The sequence below is a fragment of the Enterobacter sp. MG-EB028 genome (assembly GCF_056673305.1).
Map to the genome: position 1 here is coordinate 2,224,487 of NZ_CP195079.1, position 17,892 is coordinate 2,242,378.

The window sequence follows — 17,892 nt, forward strand, 5'->3', positions numbered from 1 at the left end:
ATTGAATAAACTATGGTCTCGCGTTTCACCTTTTACACCTTCTCAATCTGCACCAGATTGGTGTGCTGCGGGTTGCCTTTTGCCAGCGGAGAAGGTCGATGGGTCGTCAGCGTGTTGATGCATGAGCCGTGGTCGATACGATCGCCACTCATATTGGCATCGTGCCAGGCTCCCTGGCCCATCGCGCTCACGCCGGGCATGATGCGCGGCGTCACTTTTGCTTCAGTTCGCACCTCACCGCGACTATTAAAGACGCGCACCGTATCGCCGTTCTTAATGCCGCGTTTTTCGGCATCGACAGGATTAAGCCAGACCTCCTGGCGGCAGGCCGCTTTCAGCACGTCGACGTTGCCATAGCTCGAGTGGGTTCGGGCTTTAAAGTGGAAACCGAACAGCTGCAGCGGGAACTGCGCGCGCTCGGGCGCATCCCATCCGTCAAAGGTTGATGCGTACACGGGCAGTGGGCTAATGGTCTCGTCTTTTGCCAACTCCCAGGTCGCCGCAATCTTCGCCAGCTTGCTGGAGTAAATTTCAATCTTGCCCGATGGCGTTTTCAGCGGATTGGCTTCCGGGTTCTCGCGAAATTTTTTATAGGCCACAAAGTGTCCGTTAGGATCTTTGCGCTTATAAATGCCCATTTTTTTCAGCTCGTCATAGGACGGTAGTACGGGATCTTTTGCGAGCATTTTGGCATACAGATACTGCAGCCACTCTTCCTGCGTGCGCCCTTCGGTAAATTTCTGATGAATATCCGGCCCGAGGCGTTTCGCCACTTCGCTCATGATCCAAAAGATGGGCTTACGCTCAAACTTCGGTGCGGTTACGGGCTGGAGGAAAATCAGATAGCCCATATTACCTGCATAATCGTTAGGAATGATGTCTTCCTGTTCGACGGTCATCAGGTCCGGCAACACGATATCGGCGTACTTCGCTGACGAGGTCATGAAGTTATCAATGACGACGATCGTTTCGCATTTACTTTCGTCCTGCAGGATCTCGTGAGTTTTATTGATATCGGAGTGCTGGTTAATAATGGTGTTGCCCGCGTAGTTCCAGATGAACTTAATCGGCACGTCCAGCTTATCCTTACCGCGCACCCCGTCGCGCAGGGCGGTCATTTCCGGGCCACGGACGATGGCATCCGTCCAGCTGAAGCAGGATATTTGCGTTTTAACCGGATTTTCCGGCAGCGGCATACGTTCGATAGTGATGGTGTAGCTGGATTCGCGCGCGCCGCTGTTGCCACCGTTGATCCCCACATTACCTGTGAGGATCGGCAGCATCGCGATGGCGCGGGAGGTCAGTTCTCCGTTTGCCTGTCGCTGTGGTCCCCAGCCCTGGCAGATGTAGGCCGGCTTCGCGGAGCCGATTTCGCGGGCCAGCTTGACGATACGATCTACCGGAATGCCGGTGATTCGCGAGGCCCATTCAGGCGTTTTCGCCGTGTTGTCATCCCCCTGGCCGAGAATATACGCTTTATAGTGACCATTCGCGGGGGCGCCTTCCGGCAGCGTTTTTTCGTCATAGCCAACGCAGTATTTGTCCAGGAACGGCTGGTCGACCAGGTTTTCGTCGATCAATACCCAGGCAATAGCTGCCACCAGTGCGGCATCAGTACCCGGACGGATCGGGATCCATTCATCTTCGCGTCCGGCTGCCGTATCGGTATAGCGTGGGTCGATAACGATCATGCGCGCGTTGGACCGCTCGCGAGCCTGCTCCAGATAATACGTAATCCCGCCGCCGCTCATGCGCGTTTCCGCCGGATTATTGCCGAACATCACCACCAGTTTGGTGTTTTCAATATCCGAGGTGCTGTTCCCGTCATTGCTGCCGTAGGTATAGGGCATGGCGCAGGCGATTTGCGCCGTGCTGTAGGTGCCGTAGTGGCTCAGAAAACCGCCGTAGCAGTTCATCAGGCGCGCCACCAGCGAAGCGTAAGGAGAGGAACGGGTGATATTGCCGCCGACAATGCCGGAGGAGTAGTTAATATACACCGCTTCGTTGCCGTATTTGTCGACCACGTCTTTCAGGCTGGCGGTGATAGCGTCCAGCGCTTCATCCCAAGTGATGCGCTCAAATTTGCCCTCACCGCGTTTGCCCACGCGTTTCATCGGGTAGTTCAGGCGGTCAGGGTGGTTGATGCGGCGGCGAATAGAGCGCCCGCGCAGGCAGGCTCGGACCTGGTGATTACCATAGATATCCTCACCGGTGTTATCCGTTTCGACCCAGTACACTTCATTGTCGCGGACGTGCAGGCGCAGCGCGCAGCGGCTGCCGCAGTTGACCGAGCAGGCACCCCAGACCACTTTATCTTCCGCAGGCTGGACGGCATTTTGCACCGCAGCGGCTGCGCTTTTTAGACCAAAAGGAAGCGAGATCCCGCCAGCGGCAAGCGCCAGAGAACCTATTGCGGTAGATTTCACGAGAGTTCGGCGGCTAATACCGCCGTGATGATCGACCTCAGACATGGCTCACCCCAAGATTGAGATTACGTATTATTTTTACCCGTGATTACAACCGGGCTAATGATGGGGTGAGTGTTACTTATTTGGAGGTATTAGATCTTAATCCTCATCAAATCAAAGGGGATTGAAGGTAAATTACTGAGATTCCGCAGCCCCATTGCCTGTACGGGTGTACAAAATTTTAAAGGTGTCGTTGGCGCAGTGGCCCACCACCTGCGCGTCCGGCTGGTCAGCTTGATCATTCGGCACAATGCTCAGCGTAAAACCTGACTCCGGCACGCCGTTGTTGATAATCTTCTGCTGAATGTCGCTTTTCACGCGCTCGCAGGAGTCGGGTGCCGCCAGCGCGGCGGTTGAAGCACTCATTAACAGCAGGGCGGTAATCCAGGGTAACCGTTTCATCTGTAGCTCCTTTTCTCTGTGTATAGATTAATTTTAGCATGCTTCGTGTAAACAACTGTATTTGCTAATATGATTGGGAATAATCTCTCTGTATTGGTAAAGAATGTGAAGAAATATGCAGCGATAACGCTCCTGGCAGCCGCTCTCGCAGGGTGTGACAACAACTCCGCGCCGCTGTCGTTTACACCGGAGATGGCGAGTTTTTCAAACGAGTTTGATTTTGACCCTCTGCGCGGCCCGGTCAAAGACTTTACCCAGACGCTGTTCAACGAGAAGGGCGAAGTGTCCAAACGGGTTACCGGCACCGTGTCGGCGGAAGGGTGTTTCGATACGCTGGAACTGCACGACCTGGAGGCTAACACGGGCGTAGCGCTGGTGCTGGATGCCAACTACTACATCGATGCAGAAACCCAGCAGCGTAAGGTGAAGCTGCAGGGCAAATGCCAGCTGGCCGAACTGCCGTCAGCCGGTGTGACGTGGGATACCGACGACAACGGCTTTGTGGTGGCCGCGCACGGCAAAGAGATGGAAGTGAAATATCGATACGATGCGGATGGCTATCCACTGGGCAAAACCACTGTCTCCGGGGATCAGCATTTATCGGTGCAGTCGACACCGTCAAAGGATCTGCGCAAAAGAATGGATTACTCGGCCGTGAGCCTGTTAAACGACAAGCCGCTCGGCAACGTGACGCAGAGCTGCGACTACGATCGACACAACAACCCGGTCAGCTGCGATCTCACCATCACTGACGACAGCGTTAAGCCTGCCGTTGAGCGCAAGTACACCATCAAGAATACGATTGAGTACTACTGAGAATAAAACCGCGCAGGTTACTGCGCGGTTGGTTTCAGCAGGCTGGCGCCTGACGGCTTGTGTCCCGCCAGGTGCTGATGCTGGAAGATGCACATGCGGATGGTGTTGCGGTATTCGCCGTTGATAAAGAACTCGTGAATCAGCTCGCCTTCTACCATAAAGCCCAGCTTACGGTAGATATGGATCGCTTTCTCGTTCTCTTTATCCACAATCAGATAGAGCTTGTAGAGATTCAGAACGTTGAAACCGTAATCCATTGCCAGCTTCGCAGCCCGTGAGGCAAGGCCTTTTCCCTGATGCTCAGGCGAAATAATGATCTGAAACTCCGCCCGACGGTGAACATGGTTGATCTCAACCAGCTCCACAAGCCCCGCTTTTTCACCCTCACACTCCACCACAAAACGACGCTCGCTCTGATCGTGAATGTGCTTATCGTAGAGATCAGACAGCTCGACAAAGGCCTCGTACGGCTCTTCGAACCAGTAGCGCATTACGCTGGCGTTATTGTCGAGCTGGTGGACAAAGCGCAGATCTTCACGCTCCAGCGGCCGGAGTTTTACGTCACAGGGCGCCGACATTATGGGGCAACCGTACGACCAGTGCGGCGATCCAGGCAGCGCAGGGTGTTCGGCTCCCAGTAGGCATTGACGTTCGCACTTTGCTGACACTTATCGCGTGCGTCGAAGGCGACATCTTCTTTGTCCCACTCTTTCTCAGCACGTTTGTTGACCTTCTGACGAAGGCTGCGGGTGTCATTCCATTGTTCTTTGTCCATCGCGGCGTTCTGGCGGCTTTGCGCGCTGTCACCAGACTCAATAACGAGCTTGCTGGTTTCCGCTGTCGCAGAGGCGGCAAAGGCGAACGATGACAGCGCCAGCAGGGCTGTCAGACAAAGGCGTTTGCTTAATGTAGTCATAGCGTTTCCTTTAAAATGGGTGCAGATGAGCAAGTTTCCCCGTTCAGATTCTACACCAAAGAGCAATAACGGCATACCCGCGGCACAGGTATGGAAAAGTAAAGGATATCTTCAGGTATGCTGCCTAAATGAATCGTCACCTGAAGTGAAACAGGCACGAAATGATGGGTTTTAGGGATACGCGGAGCCGACAGTTTTTGTGACCGTTAGCTGATTTTATGATCATTATACTTGTATGGTAGTAGTTCGGATGGGTAAATTTCCGTCATCACAACGAACGATGTAAGGAAAGGAATTATGAAGATTGTCGCGGCTGACGTGTTTGTTACCTGCCCGGGGCGGAACTTTGTCACCCTAAAAATCACCACCGATGAGGGGATTGTGGGCCTCGGTGACGCCACGCTGAACGGGCGTGAGCTCTCCGTTGCCTCCTACCTGAAAGATCATCTCTGCCCGCAGCTGATTGGCCGCGACGCGCACCGTATCGAAGACATCTGGCAGTTTTTCTATAAGGGCGCCTACTGGCGTCGCGGCCCGGTCACCATGTCGGCCATCTCCGCCGTGGATATGGCGCTGTGGGACATCAAAGCCAAAGCGGCCAACATGCCTCTTTACCAGCTGCTGGGCGGCGCATCCCGTGAGGGCGTAATGGTCTACTGCCACACCACCGGGCACACCATTGACGACGTGCTGGAAGATTACGCCCGCCATAAGGAGATGGGCTTTAAGGCGATCCGTGTCCAGTGCGGCGTGCCGGGCATGAAAACCACCTACGGCATGGCCAAAGGGAAGGGGCTGGCCTACGAGCCTGCGACCAAAGGCGACTGGCCGGAAGAGCAGCTCTGGTCCACCGAAAAATACCTCGATTTCACCCCGAAGCTGTTTGACGCGGTGCGCAGCAAATTTGGCTTCAATGAACATCTTCTGCACGACATGCACCACCGCCTGACGCCCATCGAAGCGGCGCGCTTCGGCAAGAGCATTGAAGCATTCCGCATGTTCTGGATGGAAGACCCAACGCCCGCTGAAAACCAGGAATGCTTCCGCCTGATCCGCCAGCATACCGTCACGCCAATTGCGGTGGGGGAAGTGTTTAACAGTATCTGGGACTGCAAGCAGCTCATCGAAGAGCAGCTTATCGACTATATTCGCACCACCATTACCCACGCGGGCGGGATCACCGGGATGCGTCGCATAGCGGACTTTGCCTCACTCTACCAGGTGCGCACTGGCTCGCACGGCCCGTCGGATCTCTCGCCTGTATGCCACGCGGCCGCGCTGCATTTTGACCTGTGGGTGCCAAACTTTGGCGTCCAGGAATATATGGGCTACTCCGAACAGATGCTGGAAGTCTTCCCGCACAGCTGGCGCTTTGATAACGGCTATATGCACCCGGGCGACAAGCCGGGCCTGGGCATCGAGTTTGACGAAAAGCTGGCGGCGAAATACCCCTACGATCCGGCCTATCTGCCGGTGGCCCGTCTTGAAGACGGCACGCTGTGGAACTGGTAAGCGAGGAACGAACGATGAAAAGCGTAGTGATTCAACAGCCGAACGAACTGGTGATTGAAGAGCGGCCACGCCCGGAGCCCGGCACAGGCGAAGTCCGCGTCAAAATCACGCTGGCGGGGATCTGCGGTTCGGACAGCCACATCTACCGCGGCCATAATCCGTTTGCGAAGTATCCACGCACGATTGGCCACGAGTTCTTTGGCGTGATTGACGCCGTGGGAGAGGGCGTAGACAGCGCGCGCCTGGGCCAGCGCGTCTCGGTTGACCCGGTGATTAGCTGCGGGCACTGCTATCCGTGCTCCGTCGGAAAACCGAACGTCTGCACCTCGCTGGTGGTGCTGGGCGTACACCGTGACGGCGGCTTCAGTGAATATGCGGTAGTGCCCGCTAAAAATGCCTGGCCTGTTCCGGACGGCATTCCTGATAAGCACGCCGTCATGGTTGAGCCCTTCACCATCGCCGCCAACGTGACGGGGCAGGCTAATCCCACCGAACAGGACATTGCGCTGATCTACGGCGCAGGGCCGATGGGGCTGGTCACCGTGCAGGCGCTGAAGGGTGTCTATAAGGTGAAGGAGATCATCGTTGTTGACCGCATAGACGAGCGCCTGGCGATGGCCCGGCGCAGCGGCGCGGACTGGGTCTTAAATAACAGCGAACAGTCGCTGCAGGCCGCGCTGGACGAAAAAGGCATCAAGCCGACGTTAATCATTGATGCCGCCTGTCACCCGGCGATTTTGCACGAAGCGGTCACTCTGGCCTCTCCGGCGGCGCGCATCGTGCTGATGGGGTTCTCCAGCGAGCCGAGCCAGATAGTCCAGCAGGGCATCACCGGTAAAGAGCTGGCGATCTTCTCTTCGCGCCTGAATGCTAACAAATTCCCGGTCGTCATCGACTGGCTGCAAAAAGGGCTGATCGACCCGGACAAACTGATCACCCATACCTTTGACTATCACCATGTAACAGACGCCATCGAACTGTTTGAAAAAGACCAGCGGCAGTGCTGCAAAGTCTTGCTCACGTTCGGACAATAATCCTATACGCGGTTAAGAGCCTGCGCAGACAGGCTCTGGTGGTACGCATCTTACCTTTTAGAGATAGCCATTATGACGCAAGCACAACCTCAAAGAACCACCTCCGATCTGGTGAAAGCCGCCGTCTCCGGCTGGCTGGGCACCGCCCTGGAGTTTATGGATTTCCAGCTGTACTCGCTGGGCGCCGCACTGGTCTTCCATGAGATCTTCTTCCCGGAACAGTCCGCCGCGATGGCGCTGATCCTCGCGATGGGCACCTACGGCGCTGGCTATATTGCGCGCATCGTCGGGGCCTTTATCTTTGGCAGAATGGGCGACAGCATTGGTCGTAAGAAGGTGCTGTTCATTACCATCACCATGATGGGGATATGCACCACGCTGATTGGCGTGCTGCCGACCTACGCGCAAATCGGCATTTTTGCACCCGTACTGCTGGTGACGCTGCGTATTATTCAGGGGCTGGGCGCCGGGGCGGAGATCTCCGGGGCCGGGACCATGCTGGCGGAGTATGCGCCAAAGGGGAAGCGCGGCATCATCTCCTCGCTGGTGGCGATGGGTACAAACTGCGGAACGCTGAGCGCCACGGCGATCTGGGCCATTATGTTCTTTGCCCTCGACCGTGAACAGCTGCTCGCCTGGGGCTGGCGCGTGCCGTTCCTCGCCAGCGTCGTGGTGATGGTCTTTGCCATCTGGCTGCGAATGAACCTCAAGGAGAGCCCGGTGTTTGAGAAAGTAAACGATGCAGAAACCGTGCAGCCGGACACCTCGCTGGGTTCAATGGTGAAAAGTAAATCCTTCTGGCTGGCGACCGGCCTGCGTTTCGGTCAGGCGGGCAACTCGGGGCTGATCCAGACATTCCTCGCGGGTTATCTGGTCCAGACGCTGCTGTTCGATAAAGCGATTCCCACCGATGCGCTGATGATAAGCTCCATTCTCGGGTTTATCTCCATCCCGCTGCTGGGCTGGCTTTCCGATAAAGTGGGGCGCAGGCTGCCGTACATTATCCTTAATATCTCCGCCATTATTCTGGCCTACCCGATGCTGTCGATTATCGTCGATAAAAGCTATGCGCCGGGGACAATCATGCTCTCGATCATCGTTATCCATAATTTCGCCGTGCTGGGGCTGTTTGCGCTGGAAAATATCACCATGGCGGAGATGTTTGGCTCGCGGAATCGCTTTACCCGCATGGCTATCTCTAAAGAAGCGGGCGGGCTGGTAGCTGTGGGCTTTGGTCCGGTACTGGCGGGGATCTTCTGCAACATGACCGGCTCCTGGTGGCCGATCGTTGCCATGCTGGTGGCCTATTCCGCAATCGGCCTCGTCTCGGCGTTCCTGATGCCGGAAGTACGCGACCGCGATTTGAGCGCGGCGGAAGATGCAGCGGAGGCCGCGCCAAAAGCGAGCGTGGGCTACGGTGCGATCTCCACGCGACGCTAGTGGTTTATATCTTGCGTGACTTATCACACAACTTTTTATTTATGTCACACCACATGAGCAAAAGTTAATATAAATCAAAATCTCAAACGGCAGTATCAGTATGGTTGATGGCAGTTATTTTTACCCCAACTGCCATTCTAGTTGGTGTAGTCAGCAGGCGCTGCCGATTCAGAAGGAGCGGCAGCGATCCACAGCTTTCTAATGAGCGAGTCTTAATCATGGAAAACACCTTATTACAGGCCAACGCGACGCTGCCACAGTACGATCGCGACAGTCTTAAAGCACGCATTGTACATTTAGGCTTCGGCGCATTTCACCGCGCGCATCAGGCGGTGTATGCCGATATCCTCGCGGCTGAACACAGCAGCGACTGGGGCTACTGTGAGGTTAACCTGATTGGTGGCGAGCAGCAGATTGCCGATCTGAACGCGCAGGATAATCTCTACACCGTGGCGGAAATGTCTGCCGATGCCTGGACCTCCCGCGTGGTTGGCGTAGTCAAAAAGGCACTGCACGCGCAGGTTGACGGCCTGGAGAGCGTGCTGGCAGCGATGTGTGAACCTCAGGTGGCGATTGTTTCGCTGACCATCACCGAGAAGGGGTACTGCCACTCGCCGGCGACGGGGCAACTGATGCTCGATCACCCGTTTATCGTCGCCGACCTGCAAAACCCGCACCAGCCGAAATCCGCGCCCGGGGTGGTGGTGGAAGCGCTGGCGCGTCGCAAAGCGGCGGGTCTGCCTGCGTTTAGCGTGATGTCCTGCGACAACATGCCGGAGAACGGCCACGTGATGCGCAACGTGACCTGCGCATACGCCCGGGCGGTAGACGGCGAGCTGGCGGACTGGATCGAGGCAAACGTCACCTTCCCGTCAACCATGGTGGATCGTATCGTGCCGGCGGTTACTCCCGATACGCTGGATAAAATCGAAAAGCTGACCGGCGTGCGCGATCCGGCGGCGGTGGCCTGTGAACCGTTCCGCCAGTGGGTGATCGAAGATAACTTTGTGGCAGGGCGCCCCGAGTGGGAAAAAGCGGGCGCCGAGCTGGTTTCAGACGTGATCCCGTTTGAAGAGATGAAGCTGCGCATGCTCAATGGCAGCCACTCGTTCCTGGCGTACCTGGGCTATCTGGTCGGATACCAGCATATCAACGACTGTATGGAAGATGAGAGCTACCGCGTCGCCGCCCACGCGCTGATGCTCAACGAGCAGGCGCCGACCCTGAAAGTGAAGGGCGTCGATTTAGAACGCTACGCTGACCTGCTGATTGCCCGTTACAGCAACCCGGCCCTGCGTCACCGCACCTGGCAAATTGCGATGGACGGCAGCCAGAAGCTTCCGCAGCGTATGCTGGACTCCGTACGCTGGCACCTGGTGCACCAGACGCCTTTCCCACTCCTGGCGCTGGGCGTGGCAGGGTGGATGCGCTATGTCGGCGGCGTTGACGAGCAGGGTAATGCCATCGATGTGAGTGATCCGCAGCTGGCGGTGATTCAGGCGGCGGTGAAAGGGAGTGCCGAAGGGGAAAACCGGGTTAACGCGCTGCTCGGCATTGAGTCCATTTTTGGGAAAGAGCTGCCGCGAGAAAAAGCCTTCACAGACGCCGTGATGAGCGCATATCTGACGCTGCTGCAGAAGGGGGCAAAGAACACGGTTGCGGAGTGCGTGTCACATCTGTAATTCAACACATGCCGCCGTTCGCGGCGGCATGTTGGCGCACAATTTAGTGCATACCCAGACGAATCAGTTCAATTGGTTCGAACTTACCTTCGCATCCTTCCACTTCCACCGTTTTGCCACGGCGCACCTGCGCGGCATCGAGCCCGTCGCTGTGGATTGCCTTAATCACGCCGGTTTTGCCGGTGCCGCTAATCATGACGCGGCTGCCGGTGGTGATTGCATTGCGGTTACGGTCGTATGTCATCATGGTATTTTCTCCTCTCTAAACTATCCGTTACGGCGCTATTTCAGCTTTTGCCGTTCACGGGGCACTATAAATACGCCTGTCTGCCAGCCATGTTTTTGTTTTTGATCAAACTCACACTTTTTTCTTTATTCCGTGGGGTGCTGACGGTTAACGACAGCAATTTACAAAGCAGACCGTTATTTTCATTTGTTTATAGTTTCGAAGAGGAAGTGTTGAGGATTGGTTTATATTCCCGATGCCATTCTGGGTACAGGAAATAACCCTTCATCGGAATGAGGAGTCAGGCTTATGTATAAGAAGATTTTGATGCCTGTTGACGTGTTTGAAATGGATCTGAGCGACAAAGCGGTTCGCCACGCGGCTAACCTCGCGAAGGCTGAGGGCGCGTCGATTACCCTGGTCAATATTCTGCCAGCCAGCAGCCGGTCTCTGCTGCGAGGATTCAACGCCGATATTAAAAAGTTTGAAGAGTATATGACCGCGGAATCCGCGAAGAAAATGAACGCGTTAAAAAGACTGTTCGATATCTCTGCGGAGAATATTCACTCTCTGGTTCGTTTTGGTAACGTCCGCGATGAAATTATCAGACTGAGCAAAGAGGGGGAATATGACGTGATTGTCATCGGGTCGAAAAATCCGGGCATCACTACCCATCTGCTGGGATCAAATGCAGAATCTATTCTGCGCTACGCCACCATCCCGGTGTTAGTCGTTCGCTAATCACAACGCCGCCCGCGAATGGGGCGGCAAATATCACTCTTCGCTAAACCACTCGCTATTTTCCTGACGAATAAGCTGCACGGATTCGCCGATCTCCTGCAGATGCAGCGTCATCGCTTTTTCCACGCCGTCCGGGTCGCGTTTTTCCAGCGCGCTGAAAATATCGTGATGCTGTCGGAGCAGCATTTCCGGCGGGGAGACGTGATCGAGGCTCATATAGCGCACCCGGTCAATGGTGGCCTTGATGTTCTCGATGGTATCCCAGGCCAGCTGGCAGTCCGCAATTTGCGCCAGCTTCTGGTGAAACTCGTCATCAAGCTGGAAGAAATCGTTGAGCTGCTTACGGTCAATCGCAATGCGCTGCTGATGCAGGTTTTGCTCCAGCAGGTAACACTGGTTGTCATTAATAAGCGTTGCAGCACGGCGCACCACCGCGCATTCAATCGCCTGGCGGACGAAACAGCCGTTGCGCACCTGAGAGAGTGAAATTTTGTTCACGTAGCTGCCGCGCTGCGGGCGGATCTGAATCAGGCCGTTCTCAGCAAGCTTAATAAACGCTTCACGCACCGGCTGGCGGGACACGTCAAAACGCACGGAGACCTCTTTTTCAGAAAGCGGCGTTCCCGGCGGGATCAGGCAATGGACAATATCACGTCGCAAAATGCGATAGATTTGCTGGTTTACGGGCTGGGTGGGATTGAGTTGCGATTCAGCGGCCATGAGTTGTCAGTTCTCAGAGAGTTAGCCTGAACATACTACCATTCTTTTACAACCCGAAACAGACCCGGCCCGCAGGCCGGGAAGGGCATATTTAACCACGATGGACGCTAAGTCCGGCAAAACTCTGGCTGACCGGCATCATCTCTACGGTATTGATGTTGACGTGTTTTGGCAGCGTTGCCACCCACCAGACCGTTTCGGTCACATCTTCCGGCGTCAACGCGTTGGCGTTTTCGTAGGTTTTATCCGCTTTCGCGTCATCGCCCTTGAAGCGCACGTTAGAGAATTCGGTGCCGCCCACCAGGCCCGGTTCGATATCGGTGACGCGAATGGCGGTGCCGTGCAGATCGGTACGCAGGTTCAGGCTGAACTGGCGAACAAAGGCTTTAGTTGCGCCGTAGACGTTACCGCCCGCGTAAGGCCAGCTCCCGGCGGTAGAACCGATGTTGATAATGTGGCCGCGGTTGCGCTCCACCATGCCCGGCAGCACCGCGCGGGTCATGTACACCAGCCCTTTGTTGTTGGTGTCGATCATGTTTTCCCAGTCCTCAACGCTGGCTTTGTGGGCAGGCTCCATGCCCAGCGCCAGACCGGCATTGTTGACCAGCACGTCGATGGCGCGCCACTCTGCCGGCAGGTTAGCAATCATCTCTTCAATGGCCGCGCGGTTACGCACGTCCAGCTGTGCGGTCAGGATTCTGTCACCTAATTCGTCCTTCAGCTCCTGCAGGCGCTCCTGACGACGGCCGGTTGCAATAACCTTGTGTCCGTTGGCGACGAAGCGACGCGTGATGCTTTCACCAAAACCCGCCGTTGCCCCGGTAACTAAAATAATCATCTCACTGTTCCTCAACGCTTTTTGTGTTGTACTAACATAGCACGGTCGCAGAGGATGCGTTAAGGCAACATTTGTATGACGGCGTTGCAGGCGATGGCGGCCTGGCCTACTCTGGGAGGATACCCGTACTCAGGAGTGAAAGATGACGGCCACGAATCCCTTTTTTGACATCAGCCTGTTGCCCTATCAGGCACCCCATTTTGATACCATCAAAGACGAGCACTATCGTCCGGCCTTCGATGAAGCGCTTCGTCAGAAGCGGGCGGACATAGACGCGATCGTCTCTCAAACCGCTGCGCCAGACTTCACTAACACCGTGCTGGCGCTGGAGAAAAGCGGCCTCATGCTCGCGCGCGTCAGCAGCGTTTTCTTCGCCATGACCTCCGCGCACACCAATGCGTATCTGCAGGAACTGGAAGAGCAGTTCTCCACCGAACTTGCCGCGCTGGCGAACGACATCTGGCTGAACGATATCCTTTTTGCCCGCGTCGAGAGCGTCTGGCAGGACCGCGCCGCGCTGGACGCCGAATCCCGTCGGCTGGTCGAAGAGACGTATCAGCGCTTTATTCTGGCTGGCGCGCGCCTGAATGAGACAGAAAAAGCCGAGCTGAAGGCGCTGAATACTGAGGCCGCATCCCTGACCAGCCAGTTTAACCAGCGCCTGCTGGCCGCCAACAACGCGGGCGGGCTGGTGGCTGATTACGCGCACCAGCTTGAAGGCCTCAGCGCAGAAGAGATTGCTGCCGCGGCGCAGGCCGCCGCGGAAAAAGGGCTTAACGACCGCTGGCTGATCCCGCTCCTGAATACGACACAGCAGCCTGCGCTAGCCGCGCTGCGCAATCGCCAGACGCGCGAAAACCTGTTCAACGCGGGTTGGACGCGCACCCAGAAAGGGGATGAAAACGACACCCGCGCATTGATCCTGCGTCTTACGGCGCTGCGCGCGCGCCAGGCCCGTCTGCTCGGCTTTGAAGATTACGCCAGCTGGAGCATCGCCGACCAGATGGCGAAAACTCCAGACGCCGCGCTGGCCTTTATGCGCGGGATTGTGCCCGCGGCGCGTGCCCGTGCAGAGCGCGAGCAGGCCGATATTCAGAAGGTCATTGATGACGAGCAGGGCGGTTTCACCGCGCAGGCCTGGGACTGGGCCTTTTATGCCGAGCGCGTGCGCCAGGCGAAATACGCCCTTGATGAATCGCAGATTCGACCCTATTTTGCGCTCAATACCGTATTGCAGGATGGCGTATTCTGGGCGGCCAGCCAGCTGTTTGGTATTCGTTTTGTGGAGCGTTTCGATATTCCGGTTTATCACCCGGACGTCCGGGTCTGGGAAATTTTCGACCACACCGGTGAGGGCATGGCGCTGTTTTACGGCGACTTCTTTGCCCGCGATTCCAAGCAGGGCGGAGCCTGGATGGGGAATTTTATCGAGCAATCCTTCGAGTTTGCTGCCCGTCCGGTGATCTACAACGTCTGCAACTACCAAAAGCCGGGTAACGGCGGCGTCGCGCTTCTCTCCTGGGATGACGTGATAACCCTGTTCCACGAGTTTGGCCATACTCTGCACGGTCTGTTTGCCAGCCAGCGCTTCGCTACGCTGTCCGGTACCAATACGCCGCGTGATTTCGTTGAATTCCCGTCGCAAATCAATGAGCACTGGGCCAGCCATCCTCAGGTGTTTAGCCACTATGCCCGTCACTACGAAACCGGTGAACCCATGCCGGACGCGCTGCGGGAAAGCATGCTCAACGCGACCCATTTCAACAAGGGTTATGACATGACGGAGCTGCTGAGCGCGGCGCTGCTGGACATGAACTGGCACGGCATCAGCGAGGCCGTGTCGAGCGTTGAAGAATTTGAAGCCGCGGCGTTGAAAAAAGAGGGGCTGGATCTGCCCGCCGTACCGCCGCGTTATCGCAGCAGCTACTTTGCCCATATTTTTGGCGGCGGCTACGCTGCGGGGTATTACGCCTACCTGTGGACGCAAATGCTGGCGGACGATGGCTATCAGTGGTTCGTGGAGCAGGGGGGCTTAACCCGCGAGAACGGGCAAACGTTCCGTGAGGCGATTTTGTCTCGTGGCAACAGCGCTGATTTAGCCGAACTGTATCGAAACTGGCGCGGGCACGATCCGAAGATTGAACCGATGCTGGAGAATCGCGGATTGAGCGAATAGCGTCATGTTTGGGTGAAAACAGAACCGGGCCCGAAGCCCGGTTTTTATCTCCTTTCTCTTCTTCTGCTATTTCAATAAATATCAGTGACATTTTCCAGAATATACGCGGTGCAATTATCTTTATCACGAATAGCGCCTTTTATTAAAATTTTCCGGGTTATAAAAATAAACGCTGATTTAAGGTGTGTTTTTCACTGTAAATTTTTCCCTTTTTATGCCGATAAATGAAGATGAGAAAAAATTGACGTTATAGCAGTTAAGAAGGCGAATGATGACCCTACCTCTGACCACCTCTGGCTTTACGGATGTCGAGCAATCTAAAAGGCTGATAAATAAAACCTTTACCTATGTTGTAACGTTGCTGGTCGGTATTTTTGCGGCAGCAATAGTGTCTTTGCTGGTAATAAAAAATAATGTTAATGAAATCAGCGACAAGCATGACGAATTTTTATTAAGAAAAGCGTTAGAGGCCCGCCAGGAGAGCATCCGCAGTCATCTGAAAGACTATGCAGAGTGGGGCGATGCCTACAAACACCTCCATCAGAAAATGGATACGCACTGGGCATGGGACAAGCAGAATCTGGGCAAGTCGCTGTATGAAAACTTTGGCTATGAAGGCGCGTTTGTCCTCTCCCCGGAAGGCACCACGCGCTACAGCGTGATTGACGGGAAACTGAAACAGGAAGAACTGGAGCGCTGGTTAGGTACATCGACAAAAGACCGTTTACTCAGCGAACTGAGCAAAAATAAGGGATTGCCGGTTTCTGTACTAACGCTAATTGATTCCATGCCTGCCATTGTATCTGCTGAATGGATAACAACGGGCGATGATACCAGTGTACACCCCTTACCGGGCCGGCCTTCGGCAATGGTGTTTGTAGATAAATTAACGGCTAAAAAACTTCTCACGATGGGGCATGATGCCGCCATTAAAAATGTTCGTATTTTACCCAACGCGTTGGTTTCTAAAATAAACGATCGGACGGAATTAACATTAAGCACCCAGAAGGGTGATGTGCAGATTATCTGGGACAGCGAAAATCCCGGCCAGGCGTTGATCGTCTATTTTCTGCCGTTACTTATTCTTTCCGTACTGCTTACAATAACGATGACGGTAATTCTTATGCGTCATATTATGCACAAGGCGAAAATTCATGACGAAAATGCCTTTCTCCTTGAGCAGGCACGGTTGAATCTTATCACCAGTGAAAAACGATTCAGGGATGTCAGCGAAACAACCAGCGACTGGTTCTGGGAAACAGATTTATCGTTAACTATAACGTGGCTATCGGGCCGCTTTTCCACCGTTACGGGATATGAAAACAGCAAATGGATAGGTCGCAGGCTGGATGAACTCTTTCCTTCAACAGGAGACCTGCTTCGTGATTGTGTCAGCCATCGGGAATTAACAGGACGCTTTGAATTCAGGAACTGTCCTTATATCAATAATCAGCACTCCACCTCTTATTGCACGCTTTTGGCAAAATTTTCTGCTCAGCCTGATGGAACGGTAGTTTTACGCGGGGCGGCAACGGATGTCTCTCTGGAAGTAGAGGCAATAAAACGCGTGGAGTTTCTCTCCCGCCATGATGAATTAACGGGGCTCCCGAACCGGTACCACATCAAGGAGTTTCTGGCGGGCCAGTTAGCTCAAGAAGGCGTCAACGCGAGCCCCTTTGCAATGATTTGCCTCGATTTAGATAAGTTTAAGCCCGTCAACGATATATTTGGGCATTCCACGGGCGACGCCCTGCTTGGTGAAGTCGCGTCACGACTTAAGGGCTGTATTCGTGATGGTGATTTTGTTGCACGGCAGGGAGGAGATGAATTTATGCTGCTCCTCGGCAACACCAGCCAAATAGATCGTATTGAAGAGGTGTGTCAACGCATCGTGCAGGAACTTAACCGTCCTTTCTCCATTGAAGGTAATGAGGTAACAATAGGCGTCAGCATGGGGATTGCATTGGCTCCGCGCGATAGCAGCAGCGCAAACGAGCTTCTACGCTATGCGGATATTGCGCTTTATCAGGCTAAACAATCCGGCAGAAACAGATGGGTCTATTATCGTCCGGATATGTCAGAAAAGTTGACCGAACGCAGGAAGCTGGAATTAGAACTGAAGACGGCAATTCGTGAAGACCAGCTCTGCCTGCTCTACCAGCCGCGTTATAACCTCAGATATTCCAGAATAGATGCCGTGGAAGCGCTTGTGCGCTGGCAGCACCCGGTTAGAGGAACCATAATGCCCGATCGGTTCATTCCGCTGGCTGAAGAAACAGGATTAATTATTAGCCTCAGCAACTGGGTTATTCGTAAAGCGTGTGTAGAAACAAAAGGTAAATTACCAGGACTATCGGTATCCGTAAACATCTCTGCTATTGAATTCCAGGCAAGCGATCTCGCTGAACGGATAAAAGAGATCCTCCATGAAACAGGGCTTGAGCCCAACCGTCTGGAAATTGAAGTGACTGAAAACGTCACGCTTTCCGATCCTGAACAAACGCTGCTGACCATGAAGGCCCTTAAAAAAATGGGCGTGCGCATTCTGATTGATGATTTCGGTACGGGCTATGCGTCTCTGAGCTATCTTCGGAAGTTTCAGTTTGACGGCCTCAAGCTCGACAAAAGCTTTATTTTTGCTTTAGGCGATTCACCGCAGAACCAGTCGGTCGTCGAGAAAATTATCGATCTGGGTAAAGCCTATTCGATGGAGATAACCGCAGAAGGGGTGGAAACCATCGAACAGCTGTCGTTCCTGAAAAAAAATAAGTGCGATGAGGTTCAGGGCTACCTGCTTGGAAAACCGGCTGCCATTGCCGATCTCAATTTAAACGCGAACGTACTGAGTGTTTAAACGCGTTTTTTCAGCCCTGACTCAGGGAAGCATCAACGAAAAAAAACCGGGCTTCTCGCCCGGTTTT

The 17,892-nt window shown here is 54.6% G+C and carries 15 protein-coding genes; 8 read left to right on the top strand and 7 right to left on the bottom strand.

Annotation, left to right across the window (positions count from 1 at the left end):
- Nucleotides 1-32 precede the first annotated feature (32 nt).
- Entirely contained in the window at nucleotides 33-2,471 is a 2,439-nt protein-coding gene (gene ynfE, locus ACR42C_RS10615; protein ID WP_479985101.1) for a selenate/tellurate reductase subunit YnfE, read from the bottom strand.
- A gap of 132 nt (nucleotides 2,472-2,603) precedes the next feature.
- A complete protein-coding gene (locus ACR42C_RS10620) occupies nucleotides 2,604-2,870 on the bottom strand; it encodes a DUF1161 domain-containing protein (protein ID WP_316379033.1) in 267 nt (88 codons plus the stop codon).
- Between the two features lie 69 nt (nucleotides 2,871-2,939).
- Here ACR42C_RS10620 and ACR42C_RS10625 point away from each other — a divergent pair, with 69 nt between their 5' ends.
- Nucleotides 2,940-3,686, top strand: coding sequence for a YnfC family lipoprotein (locus tag ACR42C_RS10625; protein ID WP_395312775.1), 747 nt, complete (start codon nucleotides 2,940-2,942; stop codon nucleotides 3,684-3,686).
- 17 nt (nucleotides 3,687-3,703) lie between these two features.
- Here ACR42C_RS10625 and speG read toward each other — a convergent pair whose 3' ends face one another.
- Complete coding sequence (gene speG, locus ACR42C_RS10630) at nucleotides 3,704-4,264, bottom strand: spermidine N1-acetyltransferase (protein WP_023311549.1); 561 nt, start codon at nucleotides 4,262-4,264, stop codon at nucleotides 3,704-3,706.
- Complete coding sequence (locus tag ACR42C_RS10635; RefSeq protein WP_063145673.1) at nucleotides 4,264-4,602, bottom strand: DUF1283 family protein; 339 nt, start codon at nucleotides 4,600-4,602, stop codon at nucleotides 4,264-4,266. The genes speG and ACR42C_RS10635 overlap by 1 nt, the downstream gene beginning before the upstream one ends.
- A 297-nt stretch (nucleotides 4,603-4,899) precedes the next feature.
- Here ACR42C_RS10635 and rspA point away from each other — a divergent pair, with 297 nt between their 5' ends.
- From rspA to ACR42C_RS10655, 4 genes are all read left to right on the top strand, one after another.
- Nucleotides 4,900-6,114 carry a starvation-sensing protein RspA gene (gene rspA / locus ACR42C_RS10640; RefSeq protein WP_116340201.1) on the top strand — a complete coding sequence of 405 codons (1,215 nt, stop codon included), beginning with the start codon at nucleotides 4,900-4,902 and terminating at the stop codon, nucleotides 6,112-6,114.
- Nucleotides 6,115-6,128: 14 nt separating this feature from the next.
- Nucleotides 6,129-7,148 (top strand): Zn-dependent oxidoreductase, encoded by a 1,020-nt coding sequence (locus tag ACR42C_RS10645; protein WP_479985102.1) that lies wholly within the window; start codon nucleotides 6,129-6,131, stop codon nucleotides 7,146-7,148.
- A 72-nt stretch (nucleotides 7,149-7,220) separates the two neighbouring features.
- On the top strand, nucleotides 7,221-8,588 hold the full coding sequence (locus ACR42C_RS10650) for an MFS transporter (protein ID WP_163329153.1): 1,368 nt from the start codon (nucleotides 7,221-7,223) through the stop codon (nucleotides 8,586-8,588).
- Between the two features lie 218 nt (nucleotides 8,589-8,806).
- Nucleotides 8,807-10,270, top strand: coding sequence for a mannitol dehydrogenase family protein (locus ACR42C_RS10655; RefSeq protein WP_479985103.1), 1,464 nt, complete (start codon nucleotides 8,807-8,809; stop codon nucleotides 10,268-10,270).
- A 43-nt stretch (nucleotides 10,271-10,313) separates the two neighbouring features.
- Here ACR42C_RS10655 and ydfZ read toward each other — a convergent pair whose 3' ends face one another.
- Entirely contained in the window at nucleotides 10,314-10,517 is a 204-nt protein-coding gene (gene ydfZ, locus ACR42C_RS10660; RefSeq protein WP_028013008.1) for a putative selenium delivery protein YdfZ, read from the bottom strand.
- Nucleotides 10,518-10,805: 288 nt separating this feature from the next.
- Here ydfZ and ACR42C_RS10665 point away from each other — a divergent pair, with 288 nt between their 5' ends.
- Nucleotides 10,806-11,237 carry a universal stress protein gene (locus ACR42C_RS10665; protein ID WP_116340191.1) on the top strand — a complete coding sequence of 144 codons (432 nt, stop codon included), beginning with the start codon at nucleotides 10,806-10,808 and terminating at the stop codon, nucleotides 11,235-11,237.
- A 33-nt stretch (nucleotides 11,238-11,270) separates the two neighbouring features.
- Here the strand turns inward: ACR42C_RS10665 and ACR42C_RS10670 are convergent, their stop codons facing one another.
- Together ACR42C_RS10670 and ydfG are read right to left on the bottom strand one after the other, a co-directional pair.
- A complete protein-coding gene (locus tag ACR42C_RS10670; RefSeq protein WP_028013010.1) occupies nucleotides 11,271-11,957 on the bottom strand; it encodes a GntR family transcriptional regulator in 687 nt (228 codons plus the stop codon).
- Nucleotides 11,958-12,048: 91 nt separating this feature from the next.
- Entirely contained in the window at nucleotides 12,049-12,795 is a 747-nt protein-coding gene (gene ydfG / locus ACR42C_RS10675; protein WP_479985104.1) for a bifunctional NADP-dependent 3-hydroxy acid dehydrogenase/3-hydroxypropionate dehydrogenase YdfG, read from the bottom strand.
- Between the two features lie 142 nt (nucleotides 12,796-12,937).
- Here ydfG and dcp point away from each other — a divergent pair, with 142 nt between their 5' ends.
- Nucleotides 12,938-14,971, top strand: a complete 2,034-nt coding sequence (dcp, locus tag ACR42C_RS10680; RefSeq protein WP_316379039.1) for a peptidyl-dipeptidase Dcp — start codon at nucleotides 12,938-12,940, stop codon at nucleotides 14,969-14,971.
- 271 nt (nucleotides 14,972-15,242) lie between these two features.
- Entirely contained in the window at nucleotides 15,243-17,825 is a 2,583-nt protein-coding gene (locus tag ACR42C_RS10685; protein WP_479985189.1) for a bifunctional diguanylate cyclase/phosphodiesterase, read from the top strand.
- Nucleotides 17,826-17,892 lie beyond the last annotated feature (67 nt).